At 74.0% G+C, this 21,251-nt stretch carries 23 protein-coding genes and 1 pseudogene; 14 read left to right on the top strand and 10 right to left on the bottom strand.

From position 1 onward, the window contains the following. Positions 1–44 precede the first annotated feature (44 nt). The gene (gene ctaD, locus ACIRFH_RS29990; protein ID WP_403527513.1) at positions 45–1,739 is read left to right on the top strand and encodes a cytochrome c oxidase subunit I; all 1,695 of its coding nucleotides are present in this window, start codon (positions 45–47) and stop codon (positions 1,737–1,739) included. A gap of 7 nt (positions 1,740–1,746) precedes the next feature. Here ctaD and ACIRFH_RS29985 read toward each other — a convergent pair whose 3' ends face one another. Continuing rightward, complete coding sequence (locus tag ACIRFH_RS29985) at positions 1,747–2,988, bottom strand: cytochrome P450 (RefSeq protein ID WP_403527510.1); 1,242 nt, start codon at positions 2,986–2,988, stop codon at positions 1,747–1,749. A gap of 147 nt (positions 2,989–3,135) precedes the next feature. On the opposite strand from ACIRFH_RS29985, the gene ACIRFH_RS29980 reads away from it, so the two are divergent. Beyond that, positions 3,136–3,978 (top strand): MBL fold metallo-hydrolase, encoded by an 843-nt coding sequence (locus ACIRFH_RS29980; RefSeq protein WP_403527507.1) that lies wholly within the window; start codon positions 3,136–3,138, stop codon positions 3,976–3,978. Between the two features lie 139 nt (positions 3,979–4,117). Here the strand turns inward: ACIRFH_RS29980 and ACIRFH_RS29975 are convergent, their stop codons facing one another. Next, complete coding sequence (locus tag ACIRFH_RS29975) at positions 4,118–4,240, bottom strand: hypothetical protein (RefSeq protein WP_403527504.1); 123 nt, start codon at positions 4,238–4,240, stop codon at positions 4,118–4,120. 115 nt (positions 4,241–4,355) lie between these two features. On the opposite strand from ACIRFH_RS29975, the gene ACIRFH_RS29970 reads away from it, so the two are divergent. Next, on the top strand, positions 4,356–4,745 hold the full coding sequence (locus ACIRFH_RS29970) for a peptidase M23 (protein ID WP_403527500.1): 390 nt from the start codon (positions 4,356–4,358) through the stop codon (positions 4,743–4,745). Between the two features lie 225 nt (positions 4,746–4,970). Here the strand turns inward: ACIRFH_RS29970 and ACIRFH_RS29965 are convergent, their stop codons facing one another. Next, on the bottom strand, positions 4,971–5,384 hold the full coding sequence (locus ACIRFH_RS29965; RefSeq protein ID WP_403527497.1) for an SRPBCC family protein: 414 nt from the start codon (positions 5,382–5,384) through the stop codon (positions 4,971–4,973). 167 nt (positions 5,385–5,551) lie between these two features. Here ACIRFH_RS29965 and ACIRFH_RS29960 point away from each other — a divergent pair, with 167 nt between their 5' ends. Beyond that, the gene (locus ACIRFH_RS29960; RefSeq protein ID WP_403527494.1) at positions 5,552–6,730 is read left to right on the top strand and encodes a PP2C family protein-serine/threonine phosphatase; all 1,179 of its coding nucleotides are present in this window, start codon (positions 5,552–5,554) and stop codon (positions 6,728–6,730) included. Positions 6,731–6,757: 27 nt separating this feature from the next. Here ACIRFH_RS29960 and ACIRFH_RS29955 read toward each other — a convergent pair whose 3' ends face one another. Then, on the bottom strand, positions 6,758–7,066 hold the full coding sequence (locus tag ACIRFH_RS29955) for a hypothetical protein (protein ID WP_403527491.1): 309 nt from the start codon (positions 7,064–7,066) through the stop codon (positions 6,758–6,760). Between the two features lie 154 nt (positions 7,067–7,220). Here ACIRFH_RS29955 and ACIRFH_RS29950 point away from each other — a divergent pair, with 154 nt between their 5' ends. From ACIRFH_RS29950 to ACIRFH_RS29940, 3 genes are read left to right on the top strand one after another with little or no spacing between them, the layout of a single operon-like run. After that, a complete protein-coding gene (locus tag ACIRFH_RS29950; protein ID WP_403527488.1) occupies positions 7,221–7,919 on the top strand; it encodes a nucleotidyltransferase family protein in 699 nt (232 codons plus the stop codon). Then, positions 7,916–8,212, top strand: coding sequence for a BON domain-containing protein (locus ACIRFH_RS29945; protein ID WP_403527485.1), 297 nt, complete (start codon positions 7,916–7,918; stop codon positions 8,210–8,212). The genes ACIRFH_RS29950 and ACIRFH_RS29945 overlap by 4 nt, the downstream gene beginning before the upstream one ends. Continuing rightward, a complete protein-coding gene (locus tag ACIRFH_RS29940) occupies positions 8,212–8,937 on the top strand; it encodes a metallophosphoesterase (RefSeq protein ID WP_403527480.1) in 726 nt (241 codons plus the stop codon). Before ACIRFH_RS29945 ends, ACIRFH_RS29940 begins: the two co-directional genes overlap by 1 nt. A gap of 17 nt (positions 8,938–8,954) precedes the next feature. On the opposite strand, the gene ACIRFH_RS29935 is transcribed toward ACIRFH_RS29940, so the two are convergent. Continuing rightward, positions 8,955–9,596, bottom strand: a complete 642-nt coding sequence (locus tag ACIRFH_RS29935; protein WP_403527477.1) for a GNAT family N-acetyltransferase — start codon at positions 9,594–9,596, stop codon at positions 8,955–8,957. Between the two features lie 110 nt (positions 9,597–9,706). Between ACIRFH_RS29935 and ACIRFH_RS29930 the strand changes: the two genes are divergently transcribed. The 3 genes from ACIRFH_RS29930 to ACIRFH_RS29920 all read left to right on the top strand — a co-directional run bounded on the left by ACIRFH_RS29930 (position 9,707) and on the right by ACIRFH_RS29920 (position 11,297). Then, entirely contained in the window at positions 9,707–9,943 is a 237-nt protein-coding gene (locus tag ACIRFH_RS29930) for a hypothetical protein (RefSeq protein ID WP_403527583.1), read from the top strand. 170 nt (positions 9,944–10,113) lie between these two features. Next, complete coding sequence (locus ACIRFH_RS29925; protein WP_403527474.1) at positions 10,114–10,647, top strand: DoxX family protein; 534 nt, start codon at positions 10,114–10,116, stop codon at positions 10,645–10,647. Positions 10,648–10,733: 86 nt separating this feature from the next. Beyond that, complete coding sequence (locus tag ACIRFH_RS29920) at positions 10,734–11,297, top strand: hemerythrin domain-containing protein (RefSeq protein WP_403527471.1); 564 nt, start codon at positions 10,734–10,736, stop codon at positions 11,295–11,297. A 113-nt stretch (positions 11,298–11,410) separates the two neighbouring features. On the opposite strand, the pseudogene ACIRFH_RS29915 reads toward ACIRFH_RS29920, so the two are convergent. Further along, a pseudogene (locus ACIRFH_RS29915) lies at positions 11,411–12,454 on the bottom strand (NAD-dependent epimerase/dehydratase family protein); the annotation flags it as partial. Between the two features lie 526 nt (positions 12,455–12,980). Between ACIRFH_RS29915 and ACIRFH_RS29910 the strand changes: the two are divergent. Continuing rightward, complete coding sequence (locus ACIRFH_RS29910; protein WP_403527467.1) at positions 12,981–14,240, top strand: MFS transporter; 1,260 nt, start codon at positions 12,981–12,983, stop codon at positions 14,238–14,240. 103 nt (positions 14,241–14,343) lie between these two features. Here ACIRFH_RS29910 and ACIRFH_RS29905 read toward each other — a convergent pair whose 3' ends face one another. Then, positions 14,344–14,871: a hypothetical protein gene (locus ACIRFH_RS29905; RefSeq protein ID WP_403527464.1), complete on the bottom strand. Its 528-nt coding sequence runs from the start codon at positions 14,869–14,871 to the stop codon at positions 14,344–14,346. Positions 14,872–15,120: 249 nt separating this feature from the next. On the opposite strand from ACIRFH_RS29905, the gene ACIRFH_RS29900 reads away from it, so the two are divergent. Then, the gene (locus ACIRFH_RS29900; protein WP_403527461.1) at positions 15,121–16,458 is read left to right on the top strand and encodes an SLC13 family permease; all 1,338 of its coding nucleotides are present in this window, start codon (positions 15,121–15,123) and stop codon (positions 16,456–16,458) included. Positions 16,459–16,497: 39 nt separating this feature from the next. Here the strand turns inward: ACIRFH_RS29900 and ACIRFH_RS29895 are convergent, their stop codons facing one another. Then, positions 16,498–16,821 (bottom strand): hypothetical protein, encoded by a 324-nt coding sequence (locus ACIRFH_RS29895; RefSeq protein ID WP_403527458.1) that lies wholly within the window; start codon positions 16,819–16,821, stop codon positions 16,498–16,500. A gap of 92 nt (positions 16,822–16,913) precedes the next feature. On the opposite strand from ACIRFH_RS29895, the gene ACIRFH_RS29890 reads away from it, so the two are divergent. Continuing rightward, a complete protein-coding gene (locus tag ACIRFH_RS29890) occupies positions 16,914–17,777 on the top strand; it encodes a fructosamine kinase family protein (RefSeq protein WP_403527456.1) in 864 nt (287 codons plus the stop codon). Positions 17,778–17,813: 36 nt separating this feature from the next. Here ACIRFH_RS29890 and ACIRFH_RS29885 read toward each other — a convergent pair whose 3' ends face one another. Then, a complete protein-coding gene (locus ACIRFH_RS29885) occupies positions 17,814–19,472 on the bottom strand; it encodes a catalase (protein WP_403527453.1) in 1,659 nt (552 codons plus the stop codon). Positions 19,473–19,745: 273 nt separating this feature from the next. Continuing rightward, entirely contained in the window at positions 19,746–19,982 is a 237-nt protein-coding gene (locus tag ACIRFH_RS29880; RefSeq protein WP_403527450.1) for a hypothetical protein, read from the bottom strand. 173 nt (positions 19,983–20,155) lie between these two features. Between ACIRFH_RS29880 and ACIRFH_RS29875 the strand changes: the two genes are divergently transcribed. Then, entirely contained in the window at positions 20,156–21,196 is a 1,041-nt protein-coding gene (locus tag ACIRFH_RS29875; protein ID WP_403527447.1) for an NAD(P)-dependent alcohol dehydrogenase, read from the top strand. Positions 21,197–21,251 lie beyond the last annotated feature (55 nt).

Here is a 21,251-nt window from a genome sequence, read left to right as displayed (position 1 = left end):
CGTGGCATCGACGCAGCCGGGAAGGCGTGCGGTGCCCTGGTCCGATGGCCACTCAGACCGAACCGACCGCTCCGGCCCCGGCGGCACGGCGCCGCCGCAGAGGCCGGGTGATCGTCTCCTGGCTGACCACGACCGACCACAAGCGCATCGGGCACCTGTACCTCATCACGTCGTTCGGGTTCTTCCTCGCCGCCGGCGTGATGGCGATGCTCGTCCGGGCCGAACTGGCCCGGCCCGGCCTGCAGTTGCTCTCCCACGAGCAGTACAACCAGGCCTTCACGATGCACGGCACGATCATGCTGCTGCTCTTCGCCACCCCGACCTTCGCCGGCTTCGCCAACGCCGTCATGCCGTTGCAGATCGGCTCCCCCGACGTCGCCTTCCCGCGGCTGAACATGCTCTCGTACTGGCTGTTCCTCTTCGGCGGGCTCATCGTGCTCAGCAGCTTCCTCACACCGCAGGGCGCCGCCGACTTCGGCTGGACCGCCTACGCCCCGCTCAGCGGCGGCGAGCGCGCCCCCTACCTCGGCGGTGACCTGTGGATCATGGGGCTGGCACTGTCCGGCTTCGGCACCATCCTCGGGGCGGTCAACTTCATCACGACGATCATCTGCATGCGCGCCCCCGGCATGACGATCTTCCGTCTGCCGATCTTCGTGTGGAACGTGCTGCTGACCTCGGTCCTGGTGCTGCTGGCCTTCCCGGTGCTGGCGGCGTCCCTGCTGGTGCTGGAGGCGGACCGGCACTTCGGTGCGCACGTCTTCGACGCCCAGTACGGCGGAGCGCTCCTGTGGCAGCACCTGTTCTGGTTCTTCGGCCACCCCGAGGTGTACATCCTCGCCCTGCCGTTCTTCGGCGTGGTCACGGAGATCATCCCCGTCTTCGCGCGCAAGCCCGTCTTCGGCTACGTGGGTCTGGTCGGCGCCACCATCGCCATCGCCGGGCTGTCGGCCACCGTGTGGGCGCACCACATGTTCGCCACCGGCGCCGTCCTGCTGCCGTTCTTCTCGTTCCTGACGTATCTCATCGCCGTGCCCACCGGGGTGAAGTTCTTCAACTGGGTCGGCACGATGTGGAGGGCGTCGCTGTCCTTCGAGCCGCCGATGCTGTGGGCGGCCGGCTTCCTGGTCACCTTCCTCTTCGGCGGCCTGACCGGGGTGATCCTCGGCTCGCCGCCGCTGGACTGGCACGTCACCGACTCGTACTTCGTCGTCGCCCACTTCCACTACGTGCTGTTCGGCACGATCGTGTTCGCGATGTTCGGTGGTTTCAGCTTCTGGTGGCCGAAGATGACGGGCCGCATGCTCGACCACCGGCTGGAGAAGGTGCACTTCTGGACGCTGTTCGCCGGCTTCCACACCACGTTCCTGGTGCAGCACTGGCTCGGCGTCGAGGGCATGCCGCGGCGGTACGCCGACTACCTGGCCGCCGACGGCTTCACGGCCCTCAACACGGTCTCCAGCATCGGCGCCTTCCTGCTGGGCCTGTCCACGCTGCCGTTCCTGTACAACGTGTGGAAGACCGCCAGGTACGGCACGCCGGTCGGGGTCGACGATCCCTGGGGCTACGGCCGTTCCCTGGAGTGGGCCACGTCCTGCCCCCCGCCGCGCCACAACTTCCACGCACTGCCGCGCGTGCGCTCGGAGTCGCCCGCCTTCGACCTCCACCACCCCGGAATCTCCCGGCACGACCACGCGGAGCACACCGGGCGGCGTGACGCCGTCGAGCCCGGTGGATGACAGGCCGTCAGGTGGCGCGTACGCCGGTGATGACGACGCCGTCGCGCGGCCGGGTGGGGATGCGGCGCAGGGAGATGGAGAGGTCCTGTTCCGGGACGGTGTACTCCAGGGCGGCCAGCCTCGTCGCCAGGGACTCCAGCAGGCCCACGGTGACGCGCTCCCCGGGGCAGCGGTGGTTGGCCGCCGGGTCGCCGCCGCCCTGCGGGATCAGTTCGTCGCGTGCGGGGGGCCGCTCCAGGAACCGCTCGGGCCGGAAGGCGTACGGGTCGCCCCACAGCTTCTCGTCGTGGTTCTGGCCGTAGACGTCGAGCAACAGGATGCCCCCGGCGGGGACGGTCTCGCCGTGCCAGGTGAGGTCCCTGACGGTCCGGCCGCCGAGGAACGGGGCGAACGGGTAGAAACGGCGGACCTCGTGCGCGAACGCCGTCGCGAACGCGCTGTCCCCCGCGCGCAGCCGCTCCCGGTTCGCCGGCCACCGGTGCAGGGCGTGGGCGCTGAAGGCGACGAACCAGCTCACGGCGGCCGTGGGGCGCAGGACGTTCAGCAGTTCCACCGCCGCCGTCCGCGCGTCCAGCGCCTCTCCCGACACGTCGCGGTGCCGGGACACCGCCTCGAGCACCGAGTCCGCGGGGGCGGTCACCGCTTCGGAGCGCACGTCCTCGATCAGGCCGGCCAGCCGGGTCTCCTGGCGGGTGCGGGCGCGCCGGGCCCGCAGGTGACGGGGCCCCGGGCCGCCGAACCCGTCGACCATGGCGATCAGGTCCCGGGACAGGGTCCGGGCGTCGACGCCGCCGGGCGGCAGTCCGGCCCAGCGGCACACGCCGCGGGTCAGCACCACGGCCGCCTCGTCGAACAGCACGACGCGGTCGCGTCCGGACCAGGCCCGGACGGCGTCGTCCCAGGCTTCGGTGACGTGTTCGGTGACGCCGGCGACCCGGTCGGGGTCGAGCAGCGGCAGGAAGAGTTCCTTGCGGGTGCGGTGGGCGGCGCCGTCGAGGGTGTGGACCGCGCCCTGTCCGAACAGGGTGTCCAGCACGGGCCCGGGGAGGGCGCCGTGCCGGCGGACGTGGCTCTCGTCGTAGAAGAAGCGCACGGCCTCCGGGCCGCGTACGGCGAGCGCGGGCCGGCCCATGAGCCGGGTGCGCACCACGGAGTCGGCGCTCTCGCGCATGCGGTTGGGGAGCCACGCGTACCCCTCGGTCAGCAGGGGCAGGGTGCGGTCGAGCAGCGGGCGGCGGTGTACGTCCATGGCGGGCGGGTGCCCCGGCCCGCGGCGCGGACACCTCCGGACCCGCCCGGGGGTGCCGGGTGAACGCCGGCGCGAGGGGTACTCCGTGCTTCCACGAGGATCCGGACGGGCCGGGTCCGGCGAGCGCTTCCGGACAGGAGCACGCTGATGTCCCCGTCCCCCGACGACAGTCTGCGGATCCACTTCATCGGCAACGCCACCGTGCTGCTCCGGTACCGCGGGCTGAGCCTGCTGACCGATCCGAACTTCCTCCACCGCGGGCAGCGCGCCTACCTCGGTCACGGCCTGACGAGCCGTCGCCTGACCGAACCCGCCCTCGACCCCCGCGATCTGCCGGACCTGGACGCCGTACTGCTGTCCCATCTGCACGGCGACCACTGGGACCGGGTGACCCGGCGGCGGCTGTCCCGGTCGGTGCCGATCGTCACCACCCCGCACGCCTCCCGCCGGCTGCAGGGCGTGCACGGATTCCACCGGGCTGTGGGACTGCGCACCTGGCAGCAGGAGACCGTGCGGCACGGGGACGCCCGGGCACGCGTCACGGCGCTGCCCGGACGCCACGCCGGCCACCCGGCGCTGCGACGTCTGCTGCCGCCGGTGATGGGCAGCCTGCTGGAGTTCGGGCCCGCCGACGGGCCGCCGCTGCACCGGCTGTACGTGTCCGGGGACACGTTGCTCTTCGACGGCCTCGACGAGATCGCCCGCCGCTTCCCCGACCTGGACCTGGCGGTGCTGCACCTGGGCGGCACCACGCTGCCGGGCGGCTTCGTGGTGACCATGGACGGGCGCCAGGGCGCGGAGCTCGCGCGGCGTCTGGCCCCCCGGCGGATCCTGCCGGTGCATTACGACGACTACACGGTCTTCCGCTCGCCGCTCGACGCCTTCCTCGCCGAGGCCGACCGCAAGGGGCTCGCGGACCGGATCGTGCACTGCCGGCACGGCCAACGGGCGACCTTCCGCCCGGGCGGGGGCCCGCCCGTCGTGACGTAGCGCGGGCGCCTCCCGATCCGGCGGTGCCCTGACACTTGTCAGGGACCCCCGCGCGCCCGGTCTCCCTACAGTGCCGAGTGCACGCCGGATGCCGTCCGACGGCACACCGCCTCAGGACGGCGCCTCGAAACAGGGGGAATCACCCGTGACCGTTCGCCCGTTCACCAGGGCCGCGCTCGTCGGGGCGGGTGCGCTCGCGCTGCTCGGCCCGCTCGACGACGTCCGGGTGGAGCTCGTCGAGGGCCGTGTGAGCGCCGTTCACCTCAAGGGCGACCGGTACGGGGCCTGCCGGCCTCCGCGACCCGCTGACCGGCACGGCCCGCCACCGGGCCGAGCCTCCACCACCGACGACCACGATCGCATGGGGGATCGACATCATGGAGGACACACACATGAAGCGGCTGCTGCGCCGCTCCGTCACCGTGCTGGCGGCGACGGCGTTCACCGCCGGGGCGGTCGTCGCCACGGCCGGGGCCGCCCCGACCACGGCGAGCGGCGGTGACCCGGCGCTCACCGACGTCTACATCTGGGCCACCGACGTCCGCCTGCGCCAGCGGCCGACCACCGACTCCGGCGTGCTGGCGGTCCGCTCGCGCTACTGGGTGGACGCCGTCTGCCAGAAGCAGAGTCAGTACGTCCACGACCCGGCCGTCGGCGGCAACAGCTGGTGGACGGCGGTGCAGGAGCTCTCGGGCAGTGACATCGCCTGGGTGAACAACCTGTATCTGCGGGGCGGCGAGAAGATCGCCGGCGTGCCGGACTGCTGACCGGGCTCCGGAGCACACCGTGGGGGCCGGCCGACCGGCCCACCCCCACGCGGGTCGGTACAGCTTGTCCACGGCCGTGACGGTGGTGGACTCGAAGCCGGCCACCTGCGCGTGCTCGAAGCCCCTCATGCGTCCCCACCGCACGACGGCCACGGTGGTGCCGTCCCGGCCCACCGGGAAGAGGCCCGGACGCCGCCGCCGGGAAACAGTGGCCGCGGCGCCGGTTCAGCCGGCCGCGTTGTCGGTGCGCAGCCGCACCTGTTCCTCCAGGCGCCGCAGGCTGGTGTCGAGGGCGTCGGCCACCGCCTGCCCGCCCGGGTCGTGGCTGTCGTCGAAGAACGACAGGTGCACGGTGACCTCGCTGGCCCCGGCGTCGAGGCCGGCGACCTGGAGCCAGCCGGCGTAACTGCCCTGGTCGCGCGTGCCCCATTCGAGCCGCATCTGCTCGGGCCGGGCGCTCAGCAGCGCGGAGGTGTCCTGGTCGCCGCGGTCCTCGTGGACGGTTACGGCGGGCGGGTCCCCGACCTCCACGTGCAGCTCCCGCGGGAGCCACGTGTCCATCTGACCGACGTTCGCGGCCTGGTCGAAGACCTGCTCGGGCTGTGCGGGCATGGTGCGGGAACGCTCGTACTCGGTCATGGGGCACCACTCCTCGGCGCTCGGGTTCGTCCGACGGACCGCGTGCCCGGCCTGCGGCGGCCGAAGCGTCCCGGGGACGATCCGCTCGGCGCGCGCACCCGGGGGCGTGGTGCCAGACTGCTGCGCAGTGCGCCCGACCCGGCGGTCATGCGACGAGGGGAGACGAGGTGTCGACGTCAGAGGCGAGCGACGCGCTGCTGGACTTCCTCGCCGACCCGGAGCACCTGACGCTGGACCTGGCCACCGCCGCGGCCCGCTGTTCCAGGACACTCGGGCTGCAGCGCGCCGTGGTCTACCTCGTCGACCTCCAGCAGCGGCTCCTCGTCCCGCAGACCGACGTGGCCTCGGCGCTGCCCGTCGACGGATCGCTGGCGGGCTGGGCGTACCGCACGCAGTCGCTGCGGGTGGAGGAGTCGGACTCGGGCGACGTCATCGCCTGGTACCCGCTGCTGGACGGTGCGGAGCGGCTCGGTGTACTGGCCGTGAGCCAGACGGCGCTCACGTCGGTCTCCCTGACCCGCGGCAGGGCGCTCGCCTCGCTGCTGGCCATGATGATCACCTCGAAGCGGGCCTACGAGGACTCGTACGTGCGGCGCACCCGCACCGAGCGGATGCGTCTGCCCTCCGAGATGGTGCGCGCCTTCCTGCCGCCCCGCACCATCGGTGACGGACAGGTGGTGTCGACGGCCGTCCTGGAGCCCGCCTACGAGCTCGGGGGCGACGCCTTCGACCATTCGCTCACCGAGACGACGCTGCACGTCACGGTCCTGGACGCGATGGGGCACGACCTCGCCTCCGGGCTCACCAGCGCGGTCACGCTGGCGGCCTGCCGCAACGCCCGGCGCAACGGTGCTGACCTGGCCGAGCTGGTGGCGTCCGTGGACGACGTGCTCGCCCGCTGGCTGCCGGACAAGTTCTGCACGGCGTTCATCGCCCAGCTGGATCTGGCCACCGGCGTGCTGCGGTGGTGCAACTGCGGTCACCCGGCGCCCATCCTCATCCGCGCCCACCGGCTGATCACCGACGCCATGGAGCGGGACGCCGATCCGCCCCTGGGCATGCCGGCCCTGCTCGCCACCGGGCCGCGCCGGGCGCACGAGCTCCGTCTGGAGCCCGGGGACCGGGTGCTCGTCTACACGGACGGGGTCACCGAGGCCCGCACCCGGGAAAAGAAGCTGCTGGGTCTCGAACGGTTCGCCGACTACGTCATCCGGGCCACGGCGGGCGGGGAGCTGGCGCCGGAGTCGATGCGCCATCTGATCCACTCGATCCTGGACTCGCAGGAGGGCCGGCTGCAGGACGACGCGACGCTCCTGATGTTCGAGTGGCAGCCCCAGAACAGATGACGCCCGGTCCGGCTCCCGCCGGGCGCGTCACACCGCGTGCCCGTGGGCCCGCAGCCAGCCGTGCACGGCGTCCTTGTCCGACGGGCTGATGCGCACGGGCCCTTCGACGTACGGCCCCTCGTCCTCGGTGAAGCCGGTGTCCGTGATCCGCGCGGTGACCCAGGTGGCCAGGTCCTGCGCGGCCCCCTCCGGCAGGGCTCCCCGTTCCCAGCCGGCGCGGGCCCGCCGGGCCGCGGCGGGGTCGTGCCGCCCGGTCTCCTCCAGCCACGCCGCCACCAGCCGCTCGACGGTCCGGCGGGCCGCGTCGTCCTGCTGCCGCTCGTGCTTGTCGTTCATGCCGTCCGGGTGCCCGGAACCGGCCGGGAACGCACCGGGCGACCGAGCGGTACGGGCCTCGTGTCGGCGGTGCCCCGCCGGGTACCCGAACCGGGGCGACGACCGGTCCGGTCCGCAAAGGACCACGACCAGGAGACCAGGAGAGGGGACAACGATGACGCAGCCCGCCGACGATCAGGCTCTCGACCGACGCGCCGGCGTGTCCGAGCTTCGTCCGGCGGCGGGGGACGCCCGGCCCGCCGCCTATGACGACGTACTCCGTGAGGAACTCCCGGTCGACCGCAACCAGGCCATCCTCCAGGCCGCCAAGCAGGTGGGCGCGATCCTGAAGAAGGAGGGGCACCCGTTCGCCCTCGCGGGCAGTGTCGCCGTGTACGCGCACGGTGGTACTCAGAACCTCCAGCACGACGTCGACTTCTGCATCCGGCCCGACGACGCGGAGGCCGTCGCCCGTACGCTGCGCGAAGCGGGCATCGAGGTCTACACGCCGCCCGAGGACTGGCTGCTGAAGGCCAGCTGCATGGGACAGCAGGTCGACCTCATCTTCGAGCTGGCGCACCGGCCGGTCACCGCGGACCTGCTGGACCGGGCGCAGGAACTCTCCGTCGACTCGGTGCTGATGCCGGTCCTGTCGCCGACCGACCTGCTGCGCGGTCTGCTGGCCGCCTTCTCGGAGCACCACTGCGACTTCGGGGCGGTGCTGCCCATCGCCCGCACGCTGCGGGAGAAGATCGACTGGGACGGGCTGCGCCGCGACTGCGGCGACGCCCCGATGCCCGCCGCGTTCTTCTTCATCCTCGAACGGCTGGAGATCATCTCCCCGGCCTCCCCCGCGAAGGAGGGGCACCGATGAGCGACCCCGTCGGACATCAGGGACCGGCCGCGAGCGGCCCCGTGCCGGCCGCCGAGAACGTCGAGTACCGCGTGGCCCACCTGCAGGACCGGCTCGCCGCGGAGGAGCTCGCCGAGCTCGGGGTGCGGACCGAGATGCGGGCCGGGGCCGTCGTGGTCACCGGCACGGTGCCTTCCGCCCAGTGCCGCGAGATCCTGCTGCGGGTCGTGCGCGAGGAGCTGGCGGGGCTCACCGTGCACAGCGACATCGTGGTGGCCGACGCCACCCGTCCCGACCATGCGGAGGAGTTGTGATGATCCGCGTCGCCGCCGTGGGAGACATCCACATGGGCCTCGACAGCCAGGGGCTGCTGCGGCCCGCGTTCGAGACCCTGCCCGAGTGCGCGGACCTGCTGCTGCTCGCCGGGGACCTCACCCGGCACGGCACCCCGGAGGAGGCCCGGGTGGTGGCCCAGGAGGTGCGCGGTCTGGCGGTGCCGGTGGTGGCCGTCCTCGGCAACCACGACCACCACGACGAACAGCCCGAGAAGGTCACCGCCCTCCTGCAGGACGCCGGTGTGACGGTGCTGGAGGGCGAGGCGGCGGTCGTGGAGTGCGCCGGGACCCGCGTCGGGATCGCCGGGACCAAAGGGTTCGGCGGCGGCTTCGTGGGCCGCAGCGCCGGGGAGTTCGGCGAGCCGGTCATGAAGGAGTTCGTCCGTACGACCCGCCGCTCCGCCGACAGCCTGTACGCCGCGCTCAAGGAGCTGGACGACCGGGACTGCGCGGCGCGCGTCGCCCTGACGCACTACTCGCCCGTGGCCGACACCCTCGCCGGTGAGCCGCCGGAGATCCATCCGTTCCTCGGCAGCTATCTGCTGGCCGAGGCGATCGACACGGTCGGCGCGGACCTGGCGGTCCACGGCCACGCGCACCTGGGCACGGAGCACGGCATGACGGCGGGCGGGGTGCGGGTGCGCAACGTGGCCCAGCCGGTGATCCGCCGGGCCTTCGGCGTCTACCGGCTGGGCACGGCCTGAACGCCCGCCCCGGCGGGTCAGGGACGGTCGGCGTGGTCCTCGGTCGTGCGCCCCAGGCAGGTGACGTCCGCGGGGTCCAGGCCGACCGCCCGGATCTCGTGGAAGCCCAGCCGGTCGTAGAAGGCCCGGGCGGGGGTGTTGGCCGTCGCCATGACCAGGTGGACGGACGGCACCCCGCGCTCGCGCAGCGCCCGCCAGAACGCGCGCATGAGCTCCCGTCCGTGTCCGCGGCCCTGCCATTCGGGCAGCAGGTCGATGTGCAGATGGGCGGGGTAGGCGGCCAGCTCGGGCACGATCATGCGCTCGGGGTCGTGCAGCAGGGTGGCCATGAGCTCGTCCGGGGTGCCGGGCGGCCCGTCCGGCGCCGGGTAGCGGTCGGCGACCCGCGGCAGCCACTTGGCGCGGAACTCCTCGGCGAAGCGCGGGGTGTCCGCCGTCCCGAGGATGTAGCCGACGGCCCGGCCCCGCCCGTCGTCCAGCACGAAGCACAGATCCGGGTCCAGGTGGACGTAGGGGGCGGCGAAGATCGCGGGCAGGACGGTGGGATCGGCGTACACGGGCCGGCTGTCGCGGCCGTTGTGGGCCGTGCGGATGCAGATGTCGTCGAGGGCCGGGGCGTCGGCGGGGCGGTAGGGGCGTACGGCGGCGGTCGAGGTCACCGCAGCATCCTGCCGGACTGGGACCGCTCCCACAAGGTCCCGTGCGTCGGCCGGCGGCGAGTGGGTACCCGGCGCCCGCCAAGGGGACGGCGACGTGGCTGGAGGCCGGCATGGAGGAGTCCGCGGACCGGATCGCGCCCCCTGGGCGGCCGGACGCCCCCGGCCGGGCCGCGCAGCTCTCCGACGCCGCCCCGGACGGGGGGGTGGTGGTCTCCGTCCGGGACGCAGACCGGCTCGGCCCCGGCGGGGGAGACCTCGCCCAGGCGGCCCGGGCGCCGGGGAACGGCGGGCTGCCGGCCCTCGCCGCCCGCAGACGCTGCGCCAAATGCGCTGGACCAACACCATGATCACGAATCTGCCACCGCAGCTCCTCACCAGCCTGTGACCTGCGGAAAGCCCGTACGGCCGGGTGCCCGCGGCCACCGGGTCCGCGCCCGGCGCCGAATGGCGCCGCCCCGCCGGGGCACCTGATGATCCCGGTAGACACCACACCCTCGGCAACCCAGGAGAGAGCGTCATGAGTCTTTTGCGTCTGGCCGGCCGTCCGATGCTCGCCTCGATGTTCGTCGCAGGCGGCCTGCACTCCGTGCGCCGTCCCCAGGACGTGGCGCCGGTGGCCGAATCCGTCGTCCGGCCCGTGACAGACCGCGTGGCCGTGCTGCCGGACAGCACCGAACAACTCGTACGGCTCAACGGCGCCGTACAGGTGGTGGGCGGCGTCATGCTCGGACTCGGCCGGTTCCCCCGGCTGGCCGCCCTGGCCATCGCCGCGACCCTGGTGCCCACCACGCTGGCCGGACACCGCTTCTGGGAGGCCGAGGACCCGGCCGAGCGGGCCCAGCAGCGCATCCACTTCCTGAAGAACCTGTCCATGCTGGGCGGCCTGCTGATCGCCGCGGACGACACCGGGGGCGCGCCCTCGCTGATGTGGCGGGGCCGGCACGCCGCCAAGGGACTGCGGCACGAGGCCCACACGGTGCAGCGCTCGGTCCGGGCCGCGGCGCGCCCCGCGGCGGCGGCCGGCGGCATCCGGTCCAGGCTGGGCTGCTGAACCCGCGTCAGTACAGCACCCGCGGGGGGACCCGACGCCCGTGACGGCCGGTACCCCGGCCGTCACGATACGACTGGAGGTGGAACATGGGACACGGCGGAAACGTCATCGACGAGCTGACCACCGATCACCGCGAGGTCGAGGAGCTCTTCGGAAAGATCGAGGCACTGCCGGCCGGTCACAAGGACCGCAAGCTGTACGCCGACCAGGCCACGATCGAACTGGTCCGGCACTCGGTGGCGGAGGAGGCGTACCTGTACCCGGCCGTGCGCGAGCACGTGCCGAACGGGGGCGCTCTCGCCGACAAGGAGCTCGAGGACCACGCCGAGGCCGAGCAGATCATGAAGGACCTGGAGGGCTGCGGGGCGGACGACCCCGAGTTCGACCGGTTGATCGGCAGGCTGATGAGCGAGATCCGCGCGCATGTCGCCGACGAGGAGGGCAACCTCTTCCCCAGGCTCCGCGAGGCGTGCCCGCCCGAGGCCCTGGACCAGTTGGGCGACAAGGTCCGGCAGGCGAAGAAGACGGCGCCGACGCGGCCGCATCCGTCCGCCCCGGACAAGCCCCCGATGAACAAGCTCCTGGCACCGGGTGCGGGCATGGTCGACCGGGTGCGGGACGCGCTGACGGGCCGGGGCAAGCACAGCTGACGCACGCGAGTGGTGGGGGGGGCCGGGGGGGGGGGCCCCCCCCCCCGGCGGGGGGGGGGCGCCCGGCCCGCCCCCCCCCCCCCCCCCCCCCCCCCGGGCCCCCCCCCCCCCCCCCCCCCCCCCCCCCACTCCCCCGCCCGCTCCCTCGTCGCCGTCGGCACCCGCTCGGGCCGGTCCCGGAACGCGGCGACGGTGCGCTCCAGGCCGTCCTGCCAGCGCACACCCGGCAGCCAGCCGAAGATCTCGCGGGCGAAGCCGGTGACCGGGCGGGGCGGCACGGGCAGGTCGCCCGGCGGATCGACGAAGACGAGCGGCGCCTCGGAGCCGGTCAGCTCGATCACGCACCGGGCGATCTCCAGGGCCGTCGGCGCCTCGTCGCCGCCGATGTCCACGGGCCGTACCGAGCGGCCGGCCGCGACCAGCAGGACGCCGTCGACCATGTCGTCGACGTAGCACAGGGGGTACGTGAGGCTGCCGTTCCCGGCGACGGTGACCGGCTCCCCGGCGAGCGCCTGTTCGATGCAGGCGGCCGGTACCGCGCCGTCGTCGGTCCGCATGCCGGGCCCGTAGCCGGTGAACAGCCGCACGATCCCGGCGTCCGAGCCGTGGGCGCCCGCGTGCGCGGTGACCAGGGCCTCGGCGAACCGGACGGCCTCGGCCCAGGCGCTGTGCGGGCCGACCGGGTCGGTGCCGGGTCCGGGGTCCGCGTGACGCGGGCCCGACGCCGGGCCGGCCGGGAGGTACGGCGGTGAGGAGGCGAGCAGGAAGCGCGCGCCGTCCCGTGCCGCGACGCCCAGCGCGGCCCGGGTGCCGAGGCTGCCGGTGTCGAGCAGCTCGACGGGCCGGTCCGGCCAGGCGGCGGGCGACGCGGGGCCGGCCAGATGCAGGACCAGGTCGTACGGGCCGGTGAGGGCCTCCGTACAGCCGGGCTCGGAGATGTCCCGCTCCAGGAAGCGGAACCCGGGGCGGCCGGCCAGATGGGCCACCTTCTCGGCCCGTCCCGTGGAGAGGTTGTCCACACAGTCGACTTCGACACCCGAATCGAGCAGGCGGGTGCAGAGGCGGGAGCCCAGGAAGCCCGCGCCACCGGTCACCAGCGCCCGGGCCCACGGTGCGCGGGCCCTGTCGTACGGGGTGAACGCCGCCATCGGCATCATGAGGAGACCGTCCTTCCTCCGCGCTGCGCCGGCGGAACGCGTGACGAGCGTGCCCCCGGGTGCCCCACCGAGTCGCTTTCATGCTCTGACGCCTGCCGTGCTCCCGCGGTGCGCCGCCGTCGGACGCGCGGCGCCGGACGGCGGACGCGGTGGACGTGTCGGCCGTCACGCGGGCCGGGGCGGTCGCTCCGCACGGTCCGGCCCCTGTGATCAACCACACTCGCGGCCCCAAGTGGGCGATACCGTCGGGGGTTTGGCCTCCGGCGGGGCGGCGCCGCACGGTTGTCCGGAATCGACTCGCCCGTCCCTTCTGCCACGATGGTCGGCGCCGTCTCCCGGCTCATCGGAGTGGCCGCGCAGCGCAGCCGGCGTCCTCACTCCCGTGTTTCTGTCCTTCCGGGTCTCACGACTCGCCTTCGAGTGGCGCACTGTGTCTTCTTCTTCCGCCCCAGCTCCGCCGGCCCCCGCGCCGGCCCCGTCCGAGGCCGCGTCCCGCTCGCCGTGGCGTTCCCTGCGGTACCGCAGCATGCGCTGGTGGTCCGTCGCGAACTTCGTGTCGAACGCCGGTACGTGGATGCAGCTCACGGTGCAGAACCTGCTGGTCCTGCAGATCACCGGGTCCGCCGCCGCGACGGGCCTGTCCATGTCCGTGCAGGCCGCGCCCGCGCTGCTGATCAGTGTGTTCGGCGGCGCGGCCGTCGACCGCTGGCCGCGGAAACTGACCGCCGCGGTCAGTCAGGCGCTGCTCGGCGCGGTGGCGTTCACGACGGCGCTCCTGGTGGCGCTGGACCGCCTCGACATCACCTCCTTGATGGTGCTGGCCGCCGTCACGGGCGTCATCGCCACCGTCGACGGCCCGGCGTGCTCCCTGCTGGGCAACGACCTGGTCCCGCCCGAGGACGTCCCGTCCGCCATCGGGGTGGGGGCGCTGGTGCACCAGGCGGGCCGCCTGACGGGCGCCGCACTCGCCGGCGTGACGGTCGGCTTCCTCGGCACGGCCGCCGCCTACGCCGCGAACGGGCTGTCGTTCCTGTTCGTGGCGTCGGTCGTCCCCTTCCTCCGCCCCGCCCGCGGGGCGGTCCGGACGGCCGGTGCGCCGGTGCGCGCCGCACGCGGCCGGCGTGACGCGGACGACGGCATGAGCGTGCGGGAGGGCCTGGCCTTCTTCGCGCGCCGCCCCCGGCTGCTCGCGCTGGCCGGCGTGACCGCCGTCAGCGCCGTCTTCGGGCGCAACTACCAGCTCACGCTGGCCGTGCTCGTCACCGGACCGCTCGCGGGCGGTGCCGGTTCGTTCGGCACGGTCTCCACCGTCCTGGCGGTCGGCGGCATCATCGGCGCGGTCCTGGGCGCCCGGCTGCGCCGGCCCTCGGTGCGCGTCGTGGGCGCGCTGGCGGCGGCGGGCGGTCTGCTGCAGGTGGTGGCGGGGCTGTCGCCGTCGCTGGCCGTCCTGCTGGTGATGGTGCTGCCGATGGCGGTGGTGGAGTCCGTCTCCGACACCGCGGGCACGGCGGTCCTGCAGACCGACCCGCCCGCGCACCTGCGGGGCCGGGTGCTCGGCGTGTGGGGCAGCATCGGCACGGTGTGGAGCCTCGGCGGGCCGCCGGTGCTCGGCCTGCTGATGGAACTGGCCGGGGCGCGCGGCGCGCTGATGGCGGGCGGCCTGATCATCGCCGGCGCCATCGGCGCGGGCCACCTCCTGCACGGCCGCCGGACCACGGCACCCGTGGTGGTACGGACCGGCGACGGGGACGTACCGGAGCGAGCGGCCCTGGGAACGGCCGCCTGAGCCCCGCCGGGGAGCAGGGGGACAACGGGGCGGCCCCGGACACGCGAGCGTGTCCGGGGCCGCCCCGTTCGCCGTACGTCCGCCGCCCGGCGTCGCCCGTCGCTCAGGCGGCCAGGGCCCGGCCCGGGTTCAGCCGGTCGATGAGCTGGTCCTGGTGCAGTTCCACCACGGACGCGAGCAGGTCGGGGTGGCGCAGCAGGGCCGCCGCCCGGCGGTCGCGCTCGTCGGGTGCGAGCAGGCGGCGGAACTCGACCGGCGTCCCGGCGGCGGGGCCGGCCTCGGCGAGCGCCGCCACGGCCAGGCCGGCCAGTTCCGGGTCGGTCAGCAGACAGGCGGCCCAGCTCGTCAGCACCTCGTCCACCCAGGTCCGCCAGGCGTGCTCGTCCAGGTCGGCGGCCGGCGTGCCGTCCGCGCCGGTGATCCAGTCGAGGCGGGCGGAGCCGCCCGGGCCCGACATGGCCATCAGCGCGGCGTCCATCGGGGTGGGGTAGCGCAGCCGGGCCGCGACGGTCACGGCCTGCCGCGCCTGCGCCTCGCACAGGGCGGAGGCCAGCGCGCCGCCGGACGCCGGATAGGCGCAGGTGAGCCACTGGGTGGTCGCCGCGATCACGGGGGAGAGATCTGCTTGCACTGCCGGACCGTCCGAACTGCTCGTCGTGGGGACAGGGAGCCCGGCCGCCGTGAGGACACGGGGTCCTGGGACGGGCAACCCGCGGAAACGGTAGCCCGCGGCGCACCGCGCGGGACAGGGCCCGGGTCTCGTCCACGGCGTGGTCTCGGACACATCCGCCCCGGACCGTCCGGTCGGCGTGACCTGCCCTCGCCCGGGGGTGTCATCCTTGGATGCTGCCGGTCACCGGGTGTCCGCCCGGCCTGTGGTGTGGAGGAGAACCCCCTGAGTACCGCCCTCGTCCCCGAGGTCCTCTCGGTCGCCCTGCTGCTCGCCGTCCTGGCCTTCGCCGTGCTGCGCCCCCGGGGGCTGCCGGAGGCCGCGGCGGCCGTGCCCGCCGCCGTGCTGGCCGTGGTGCTGGGCACGGTCACGCCGCACGAGGCCTGGGACCGGACGCGTACGCTGCTGCCGGTCGTCGGCTTCCTCGCCCTGGTGCTGATGCTGGCGTACCTGTGCGCGAAGGAGGGCCTGTTCGAGGCCGTCGGCGCGGCGGTGGCCCGCCGGTGCGGTGACAGTCCGCGGCGGCTGCTGACGGGCGTGTTCGCGGTGGCCGCCGTGGTCACGGCCGTGCTCAGTCTGGACGCCACCGTCGTGCTGCTCACCCCCGTGGTCCTCGCCACCGCGGCCCGGTCGGGCGCCCGGGCCCGCCCGCACGTGTACGCCACGGCGCACCTGGCGAACTCGGCGTCCCTGCTGCTGCCGGTCTCGAACCTGACCAACCTGCTGGCGTTCACGGCCAGCGGGCTGAGCTTCACCCGGTTCGCCGCGTTGATGTCGCTGCCCTGGCTGGCCGCGATCGCCGTCGAGTACGTCGTGTTCCGTCGCTTCTTCCGCACCGACCTGGCCGTGCCCGCGGCCCTCCCCGTCCCGGTCCCCGCGCCCGCCGCCGGGCCGGGAACCGGGTCCGGTGCCGGCGACGGGCCGCACGCTCCGGCCCCGGAGCCCGCCGTCCCCCGGTTCACCCTCGTCGTCCTGGTCCTGACCCTGGCCGGGTTCGCCGTGGCCTCGCCGGCCGGGCTGGACCCCGCGTGGGCGGCGCTGGCCGGGGTCCTGGTGCTCGGTGTGCGGGCGCTGTCCCGGCGCCACGTCACGCCCCGGGAACTGGTGGGCGCCGCCGCCCCGTTGTTCTGCCTGTTCGTGCTGGCCCTCGGCGTCGTGGTGCAGGGCGTGGTGGCGGGCGGCCTGGCCACGGGGCTCGGGCACCTGCTGCCCCGGGGACACTCGCTGACGGCGCTGCTGGGCGTGGCGGCGGTGGCCGCGGTGCTGGCCAACCTCATCAACAACCTGCCGGCCGTCCTGGCGCTGCTCCCCCTGACCGCGCCCGCCGGTCCGGGGCCCGTCCTCGCCGTGCTGATCGGCGTGAACCTGGGCCCCAACCTGACCTACGTCGGCTCGCTCGCCACCCTGCTGTGGCGGCGCGTCCTGCACCGGCACGGCGTCGAGGCGGACCTCGGCCGGTTCACCCGCCTCGGCCTCCTCACCGTCCCGGCCACGCTGGCCGTCTCGACCGTGGCGCTGTGGGGGATGCTGCGCCTCGTCGGAGCGTGACGCCGGCCCGGAACGCCCACGCGCCGGATCGCGCCCGCTCTACCAGGCCCCGCCGGTGAGGGTGGGACGCCGTACGGCCTCGACGGCGTCCCGCAGGTGCAGGGCCACGGAGATCAGGGCGCGCAGGGCGGAGGGGCGCAGGCTCTGGGCGCTCTCGGCGGCCAGCACCAGCAGGCAGCCGGCGGCCTGCTCGACCACCGGGACGGAGAACGCGAAGTCGTCGCCGTCGGCACCGCGGAACGCGCGCCAGGGGGTCGCGGCGCCGTCGATGGCCTTCTGGACCGCGTGTTCGAGATGCCGTGCGGCCTGTTCGCACACGGGGGCCGGCAGGACGATGGTGCGGTGGAACGCTGAACTGGTCATAGTCCCACTGCTCCCCCGCCCCCGGGGGGTTCGATCGACGCGGTGGGCGTTTTTCACCGGGACGGCGGCACCCCGGACGTAGGCTGACCGCCATGTCATCCGCACCCTCGCCGTCGGCGGCCGCGGCCCGGCTCACCGGCCGGGCGGTCACCGGTGAGCGCCGGCTGTCCGGGACGCTCGCCGAAGTCGTCCTCGACGACGGACGCACGGTGGTGGTCAAGCGCGGGGAGGGCGCCGGGGCGGCGCGGGCCGAGGCCGCGGGGCTGCGCTGGCTGGCCGGCGCGGGCGGCGTCCGGGTCCCGGCGGTGCACGGCGACGACGCGCACTGGCTGGTCACCGATCGGGTCGCGCAGGGACCGCCGAGCGAGGAGGCGGCGGCCGGGTTCGGCCGGGAGCTGGCGGCCCTGCACGCCGCCGGGGCGCCCGCGTTCGGGTCCCCGCCGCCCGGCGGGCCCGTGGACGCGTACATCGGGCGCGCTCCGATGCGCAACGTGACGGGGGACGCCTGGCCGCGGTGGTACGCCGAGCACCGGGTGCTGCCGTATCTGCGCCGCGCGGTCGACGCGGGCGCCGTGCGGCCCGCCGAGGCGGCCGACGTGGAGCGGGTGTGCGAGCGGCTGCCCGAGCTGGCCGGGCCCGCCGAGCCGCCCGCGCGCCTGCACGGCGACCTGTGGAACGGCAACGTGCTGTGGGGCGCCGACGGGCACGTCCGGCTGATCGACCCGGCCGCGCACGGCGGGCACCGCGAGACCGATCTGGCGATGCTGCGCCTGTTCGGCTGCCCGCACCTGGAGCGGATCATGGACGCCTACCGGCAGGCGGCGCCGCTCGCCGACGGCTGGGCCGGCCGCGTCGGCGTGCACCAGCTCTTCCCGCTGCTGGTGCACGCCGTGCTGTTCGGACGCGGTTACGCCGAGCAGGCCGTGGCCGCGGCACGGGCCGCCCTGGCCGGGTGAGCGGCGGGGCGGCCCGTGCCGCGGCGGGCGTCGCCGTCAGCGGGTCACGACGTGCCGTTCGTTCGGGACGCAGTGGGTCATCGTCAGGCCCTCCACGTCGCGCGGCGGGTTCTTGCCGAGGTTGGCCAGACGCTCGCGGTCCTCGTCGGTGAGGTCCTGGCTCGCCAGCGGCTCCAGGTGCGAGACGTCCTGCGGGCTGATGCCGATGCCCTCGCCGACCCGCAGGCCGAGGTCGTTCTCGACCAGCAGGAGGTGCCACACCATGCGCTCCTGCACCGGCCGGTCGCACTGGGACAGCTGGTCGACGAAGTTCGCCACCAGGTCGTCGCGCTCCCACTGTTCCATGAGCAGATAGCGCTGCCCGGCCTGGAGGTAGTCGTTGGCGCGCGGGATGCGCTTGCGGGTGAGCCGGCCGCGGACCTCCGGCCCCTGCTCGTCGTGCGTGGGGTACTGGGCCTCGCGCAGGCCGCCGGTGATCGACGGCTCGTAGTTGACGATCGGGTTCTCGCCGCCGCCGTCCACGTGGTACGTCATCTGGCCGTCGCGCTGGTTGGTGCGGACCTGCGCGTTCTTGGCCTGGTTCACGGGCAGCTGAAGATAGTTGGGGCCGACCCGGTAGCGCTGGGTGTCGCTGTAGGAGAAGGTGCGGCCGACGAGCATCTTGTCGTCGGAGAAGTCCAGGCCGTCGACGAGGACGCCGGTGCCGAAGGAGATCTGCTCGTTCTCGGCGAAGAAGTTCTCCGGCATCCGGTCGAGCACCATCCGGCCGACGGGCTTCGGCGGGAACTCCTGCTCGGGCCAGACCTTGGTGTCGTCCAGCGGGTCGAAGTCGAGCTCCGGGTGGTCGTGGTCCTCCATCATCTGGACCCGCAGCTCCCACTCGGGAAAGTCCCCGCGCGTGACCGCGTCGTAGAGGTCCTTGGTGGCGTGGCCGAGGGACTGGGCCTGGACGTTGGCCGCGTCCTCCCCGGTCATGCTGCGGACGCCCGCCTTGGGGATCCAGTGGTACTTGACGAGGACGGTGTCGCCCTCGGCGTTGACCCACTTGTAGGTGTTGACGCCGAACCCCTGCATGTGGCGGTAGTCCGACGGGATGCCGCGCGGACTGAACACGTTGACCAGCATGTGCATCGACTCGGGGGTCTGCGACATGAAGTCGAAGATGCGCCGCGGCTGCTGTTCGAAGGTCACCGGGTCCGGCTTGAGGGCGTGGATGACGTCCGGGAACTTGATCGCGTCCCGGATGAAGAAGACGCCCAGGTTGTTGCCGACGAGGTCCCAGTTGCCGTCCTCGGTGTAGAACTTCACGGCGAAGCCGCGCGGGTCGCGGGCCGTCTCGGAGGAGTCGCGTCCGCCGATGACGGTGGAGAACCGGACGGCCACGTCGGTGCGCTTGCCGCGCTCCTGGAACAGCTTGGCCCGGGTGAAGCGGCCGATGGGCTCGTCGCCCCAGGCGCCGTACGCCTCGAAGTACCCGTACGCGGTCACGCCGCGGGCGTGCACGACGCGCTCGGGGATGCGCTCCCGGTCGAAGTGGCTGATCTTCTCCAGGAACTGGTAGTTCTCCAGCGTGGCGGGGCCGCGGGCACCGACCGTGCGCTGGTTCTGGTTGTCGTGGACGGGGTGTCCCTGTCGGTTGGTGAGCACCTTCCGGTCGTCGCCCGGGCCGGGTCCCTGGCTCGATACGTCCGTCATGGTCGTGGGCTCCTTCGACTCGTGGCCGCCGTCGGACGCGGCCCTGAGCTGCGAGGCGGCCGTGGGCCGCGCACATGGGCGGCCCGGGTACCCGGGCGCGCGGTGTCCGTCACACCCCAGTCTGCGCAGCTTCGGTGCCGGTGTCGTGCGGGCCGGTGCGACAGAGCGAGGCGCCACCACGTCCGCGGCACGCCGGGCCACGCGTCCGCGGCATGCCGAAGGCCCGGCCACCGAGTCGTGACGGTGCCGGGCCCGGGAGACGGCGGGGCGTCGTCAGCCGCCGTTCAGGCGGGCGCGCAGCAGCCCCTTGCCCAGTTCGGCTCCCTTGCGGCTGTCCGCCTGCGCCTTGCGGAACAGGTCCGCGACCTCGGTGTCCTTGTTGCGTTCGGCGTCCTGGATGTACGTCTCCAGGCGCAGCGCGTTGCTCAGGCACGACTCGACGTACCAGATGAGGTTGTAGTCCTTGTCCTGCGTGCCGGTCACGCCGCCGGTCTCCGTACCGCTGGTCATACGGTCCTCCTCTTCGAGATGTTCGTTCCGGGGACCGGGGCCGGGTACCCGGGCCGCGCCGGGACACACGACGTCGCCGGGCATCGTGCCGCCGCCTGGTGGACGGCGCCTACACCGCTGTCTGATCCCGATCCGCGCGCAGGGGGAACACGGGGGGACTAAGGAGTCCGGCCATGAAGGCACTGCAATACCGCACCATCGGGGCCCCGCCCGAGGTGGTCACCGTCCCCGACCCCGAGCCCGGCCCCGGCCAGGTGCTGCTGAAGGTCACCGCCGCCGGGGTGTGCCACTCCGACATCGCGGTGATGGGCCGGCCCGCCGAGGGCTTCCCGTACGAGCTTCCCCTCACCCTCGGTCACGAGGGCGTCGGCACGGTCGCCGCGCTGGGCGCCGGGGTGACGGGCCTCGTGGAGGGCGACGCGGTCGCCGTGTACGGCCCCTGGGGCTGCGGCACCTGCGCCAAGTGCGCGGAGGGCAAGGAGAACTACTGCCCGCGCGCCGGCGAACTGGGCATCCACCCGCCGGGACTGGGCCGGCCCGGCTCGATGGCCGAGTACCTGCTCGTCGACGACCCGCGGCACCTGATTCCGCTGAACGGGCTCGACCCGGTCGCGGCGGTCCCGCTGACGGACGCCGGGCTGACGCCGTACCACGCGATCAAGCGGTCGCTGCCCAAGCTGGTCCCCGGCTCGACGGCGGTGGTCATCGGCGCCGGCGGCCTCGGCCACGTCGCCGTCCAGTTGCTGCGCGCCCTGACGTCCGCCCGGGTCGTCGCCCTCGACGTCAGCGAGGACAAGCTGCGCCTCGCCCGTGAGGTCGGCGCGCACGAGGCGGTGCTGTCCGACGCGAAGGCGGTGGACGCGGTGCGCGAGATGACCGGCGGTCTCGGCGCCGAGGCCGTGTTCGACTTCGTCGGTGTGGCACCGACCGTGCGGACCGCCGGCGCGGTCGCGGCCGTGGAGGGCGATGTCACGCTGGTCGGCATCGGCGGCGGCTCGCTTCCCGTCGGATTCGGCCTGCTGCCCTTCGAGGTGTCGGTCAACGCCCCTTACTGGGGCAGCCGCAGCGAGCTGATCGAAGTGCTGAACCTGGCCCGTTCGGGTGCCGTGTCGGTGCACACCGAGACATACTCCCTGGACGACGCCCCGCTCGCCTACGAGCGGCTCCACTCGGGCCGGGTCGCCGGGCGCGCGGTGATCCTGCCGCACGGCTGACCGGGAACCCGTCGTCCGGATCACGCCGGCATCGGGGGCACGTGGCCGTGAGGGG

The organism is Streptomyces sp. NPDC093586 (assembly GCF_044764905.1).
Taxonomy (GTDB): Bacteria; Actinomycetota; Actinomycetes; order Streptomycetales; family Streptomycetaceae; genus Streptomyces.
This window is presented reverse-complemented; position numbering and strand designations above follow the sequence as displayed.

Coding starts and splice junctions, on each gene's coding strand:
- ACIRFH_RS29950 (WP_403527488.1), top strand. CDS start 7,221: ATGACGCAGCCCGCCGACGATCAGGCTCTCGACCGACGCGCCGGCGTG.
- ACIRFH_RS29970 (WP_403527500.1), top strand. CDS start 4,356: ATGGAGGACACACACATGAAGCGGCTGCTGCGCCGCTCCGTCACCGTG.
- ACIRFH_RS29910 (WP_403527467.1), top strand. CDS start 12,981: ATGCGCTGGTGGTCCGTCGCGAACTTCGTGTCGAACGCCGGTACGTGG.
- ACIRFH_RS29890 (WP_403527456.1), top strand. CDS start 16,914: ATGTCATCCGCACCCTCGCCGTCGGCGGCCGCGGCCCGGCTCACCGGC.
- ACIRFH_RS29925 (WP_403527474.1), top strand. CDS start 10,114: ATGAGTCTTTTGCGTCTGGCCGGCCGTCCGATGCTCGCCTCGATGTTC.
- ACIRFH_RS29875 (WP_403527447.1), top strand. CDS start 20,156: ATGAAGGCACTGCAATACCGCACCATCGGGGCCCCGCCCGAGGTGGTC.
- ACIRFH_RS29955 (WP_403527491.1), bottom strand. CDS start 7,066: ATGAACGACAAGCACGAGCGGCAGCAGGACGACGCGGCCCGCCGGACC.
- ACIRFH_RS29980 (WP_403527507.1), top strand. CDS start 3,136: ATGTCCCCGTCCCCCGACGACAGTCTGCGGATCCACTTCATCGGCAAC.
- ctaD (WP_403527513.1), top strand. CDS start 45: ATGGCCACTCAGACCGAACCGACCGCTCCGGCCCCGGCGGCACGGCGC.
- ACIRFH_RS29965 (WP_403527497.1), bottom strand. CDS start 5,384: ATGACCGAGTACGAGCGTTCCCGCACCATGCCCGCACAGCCCGAGCAG.
- ACIRFH_RS29945 (WP_403527485.1), top strand. CDS start 7,916: ATGAGCGACCCCGTCGGACATCAGGGACCGGCCGCGAGCGGCCCCGTG.
- ACIRFH_RS29880 (WP_403527450.1), bottom strand. CDS start 19,982: ATGACCAGCGGTACGGAGACCGGCGGCGTGACCGGCACGCAGGACAAG.
- ACIRFH_RS29885 (WP_403527453.1), bottom strand. CDS start 19,472: ATGACGGACGTATCGAGCCAGGGACCCGGCCCGGGCGACGACCGGAAG.
- ACIRFH_RS29985 (WP_403527510.1), bottom strand. CDS start 2,988: ATGGACGTACACCGCCGCCCGCTGCTCGACCGCACCCTGCCCCTGCTG.
- ACIRFH_RS29920 (WP_403527471.1), top strand. CDS start 10,734: ATGGGACACGGCGGAAACGTCATCGACGAGCTGACCACCGATCACCGC.
- ACIRFH_RS29930 (WP_403527583.1), top strand. CDS start 9,707: ATGGAGGAGTCCGCGGACCGGATCGCGCCCCCTGGGCGGCCGGACGCC.
- ACIRFH_RS29895 (WP_403527458.1), bottom strand. CDS start 16,821: ATGACCAGTTCAGCGTTCCACCGCACCATCGTCCTGCCGGCCCCCGTG.
- ACIRFH_RS29940 (WP_403527480.1), top strand. CDS start 8,212: ATGATCCGCGTCGCCGCCGTGGGAGACATCCACATGGGCCTCGACAGC.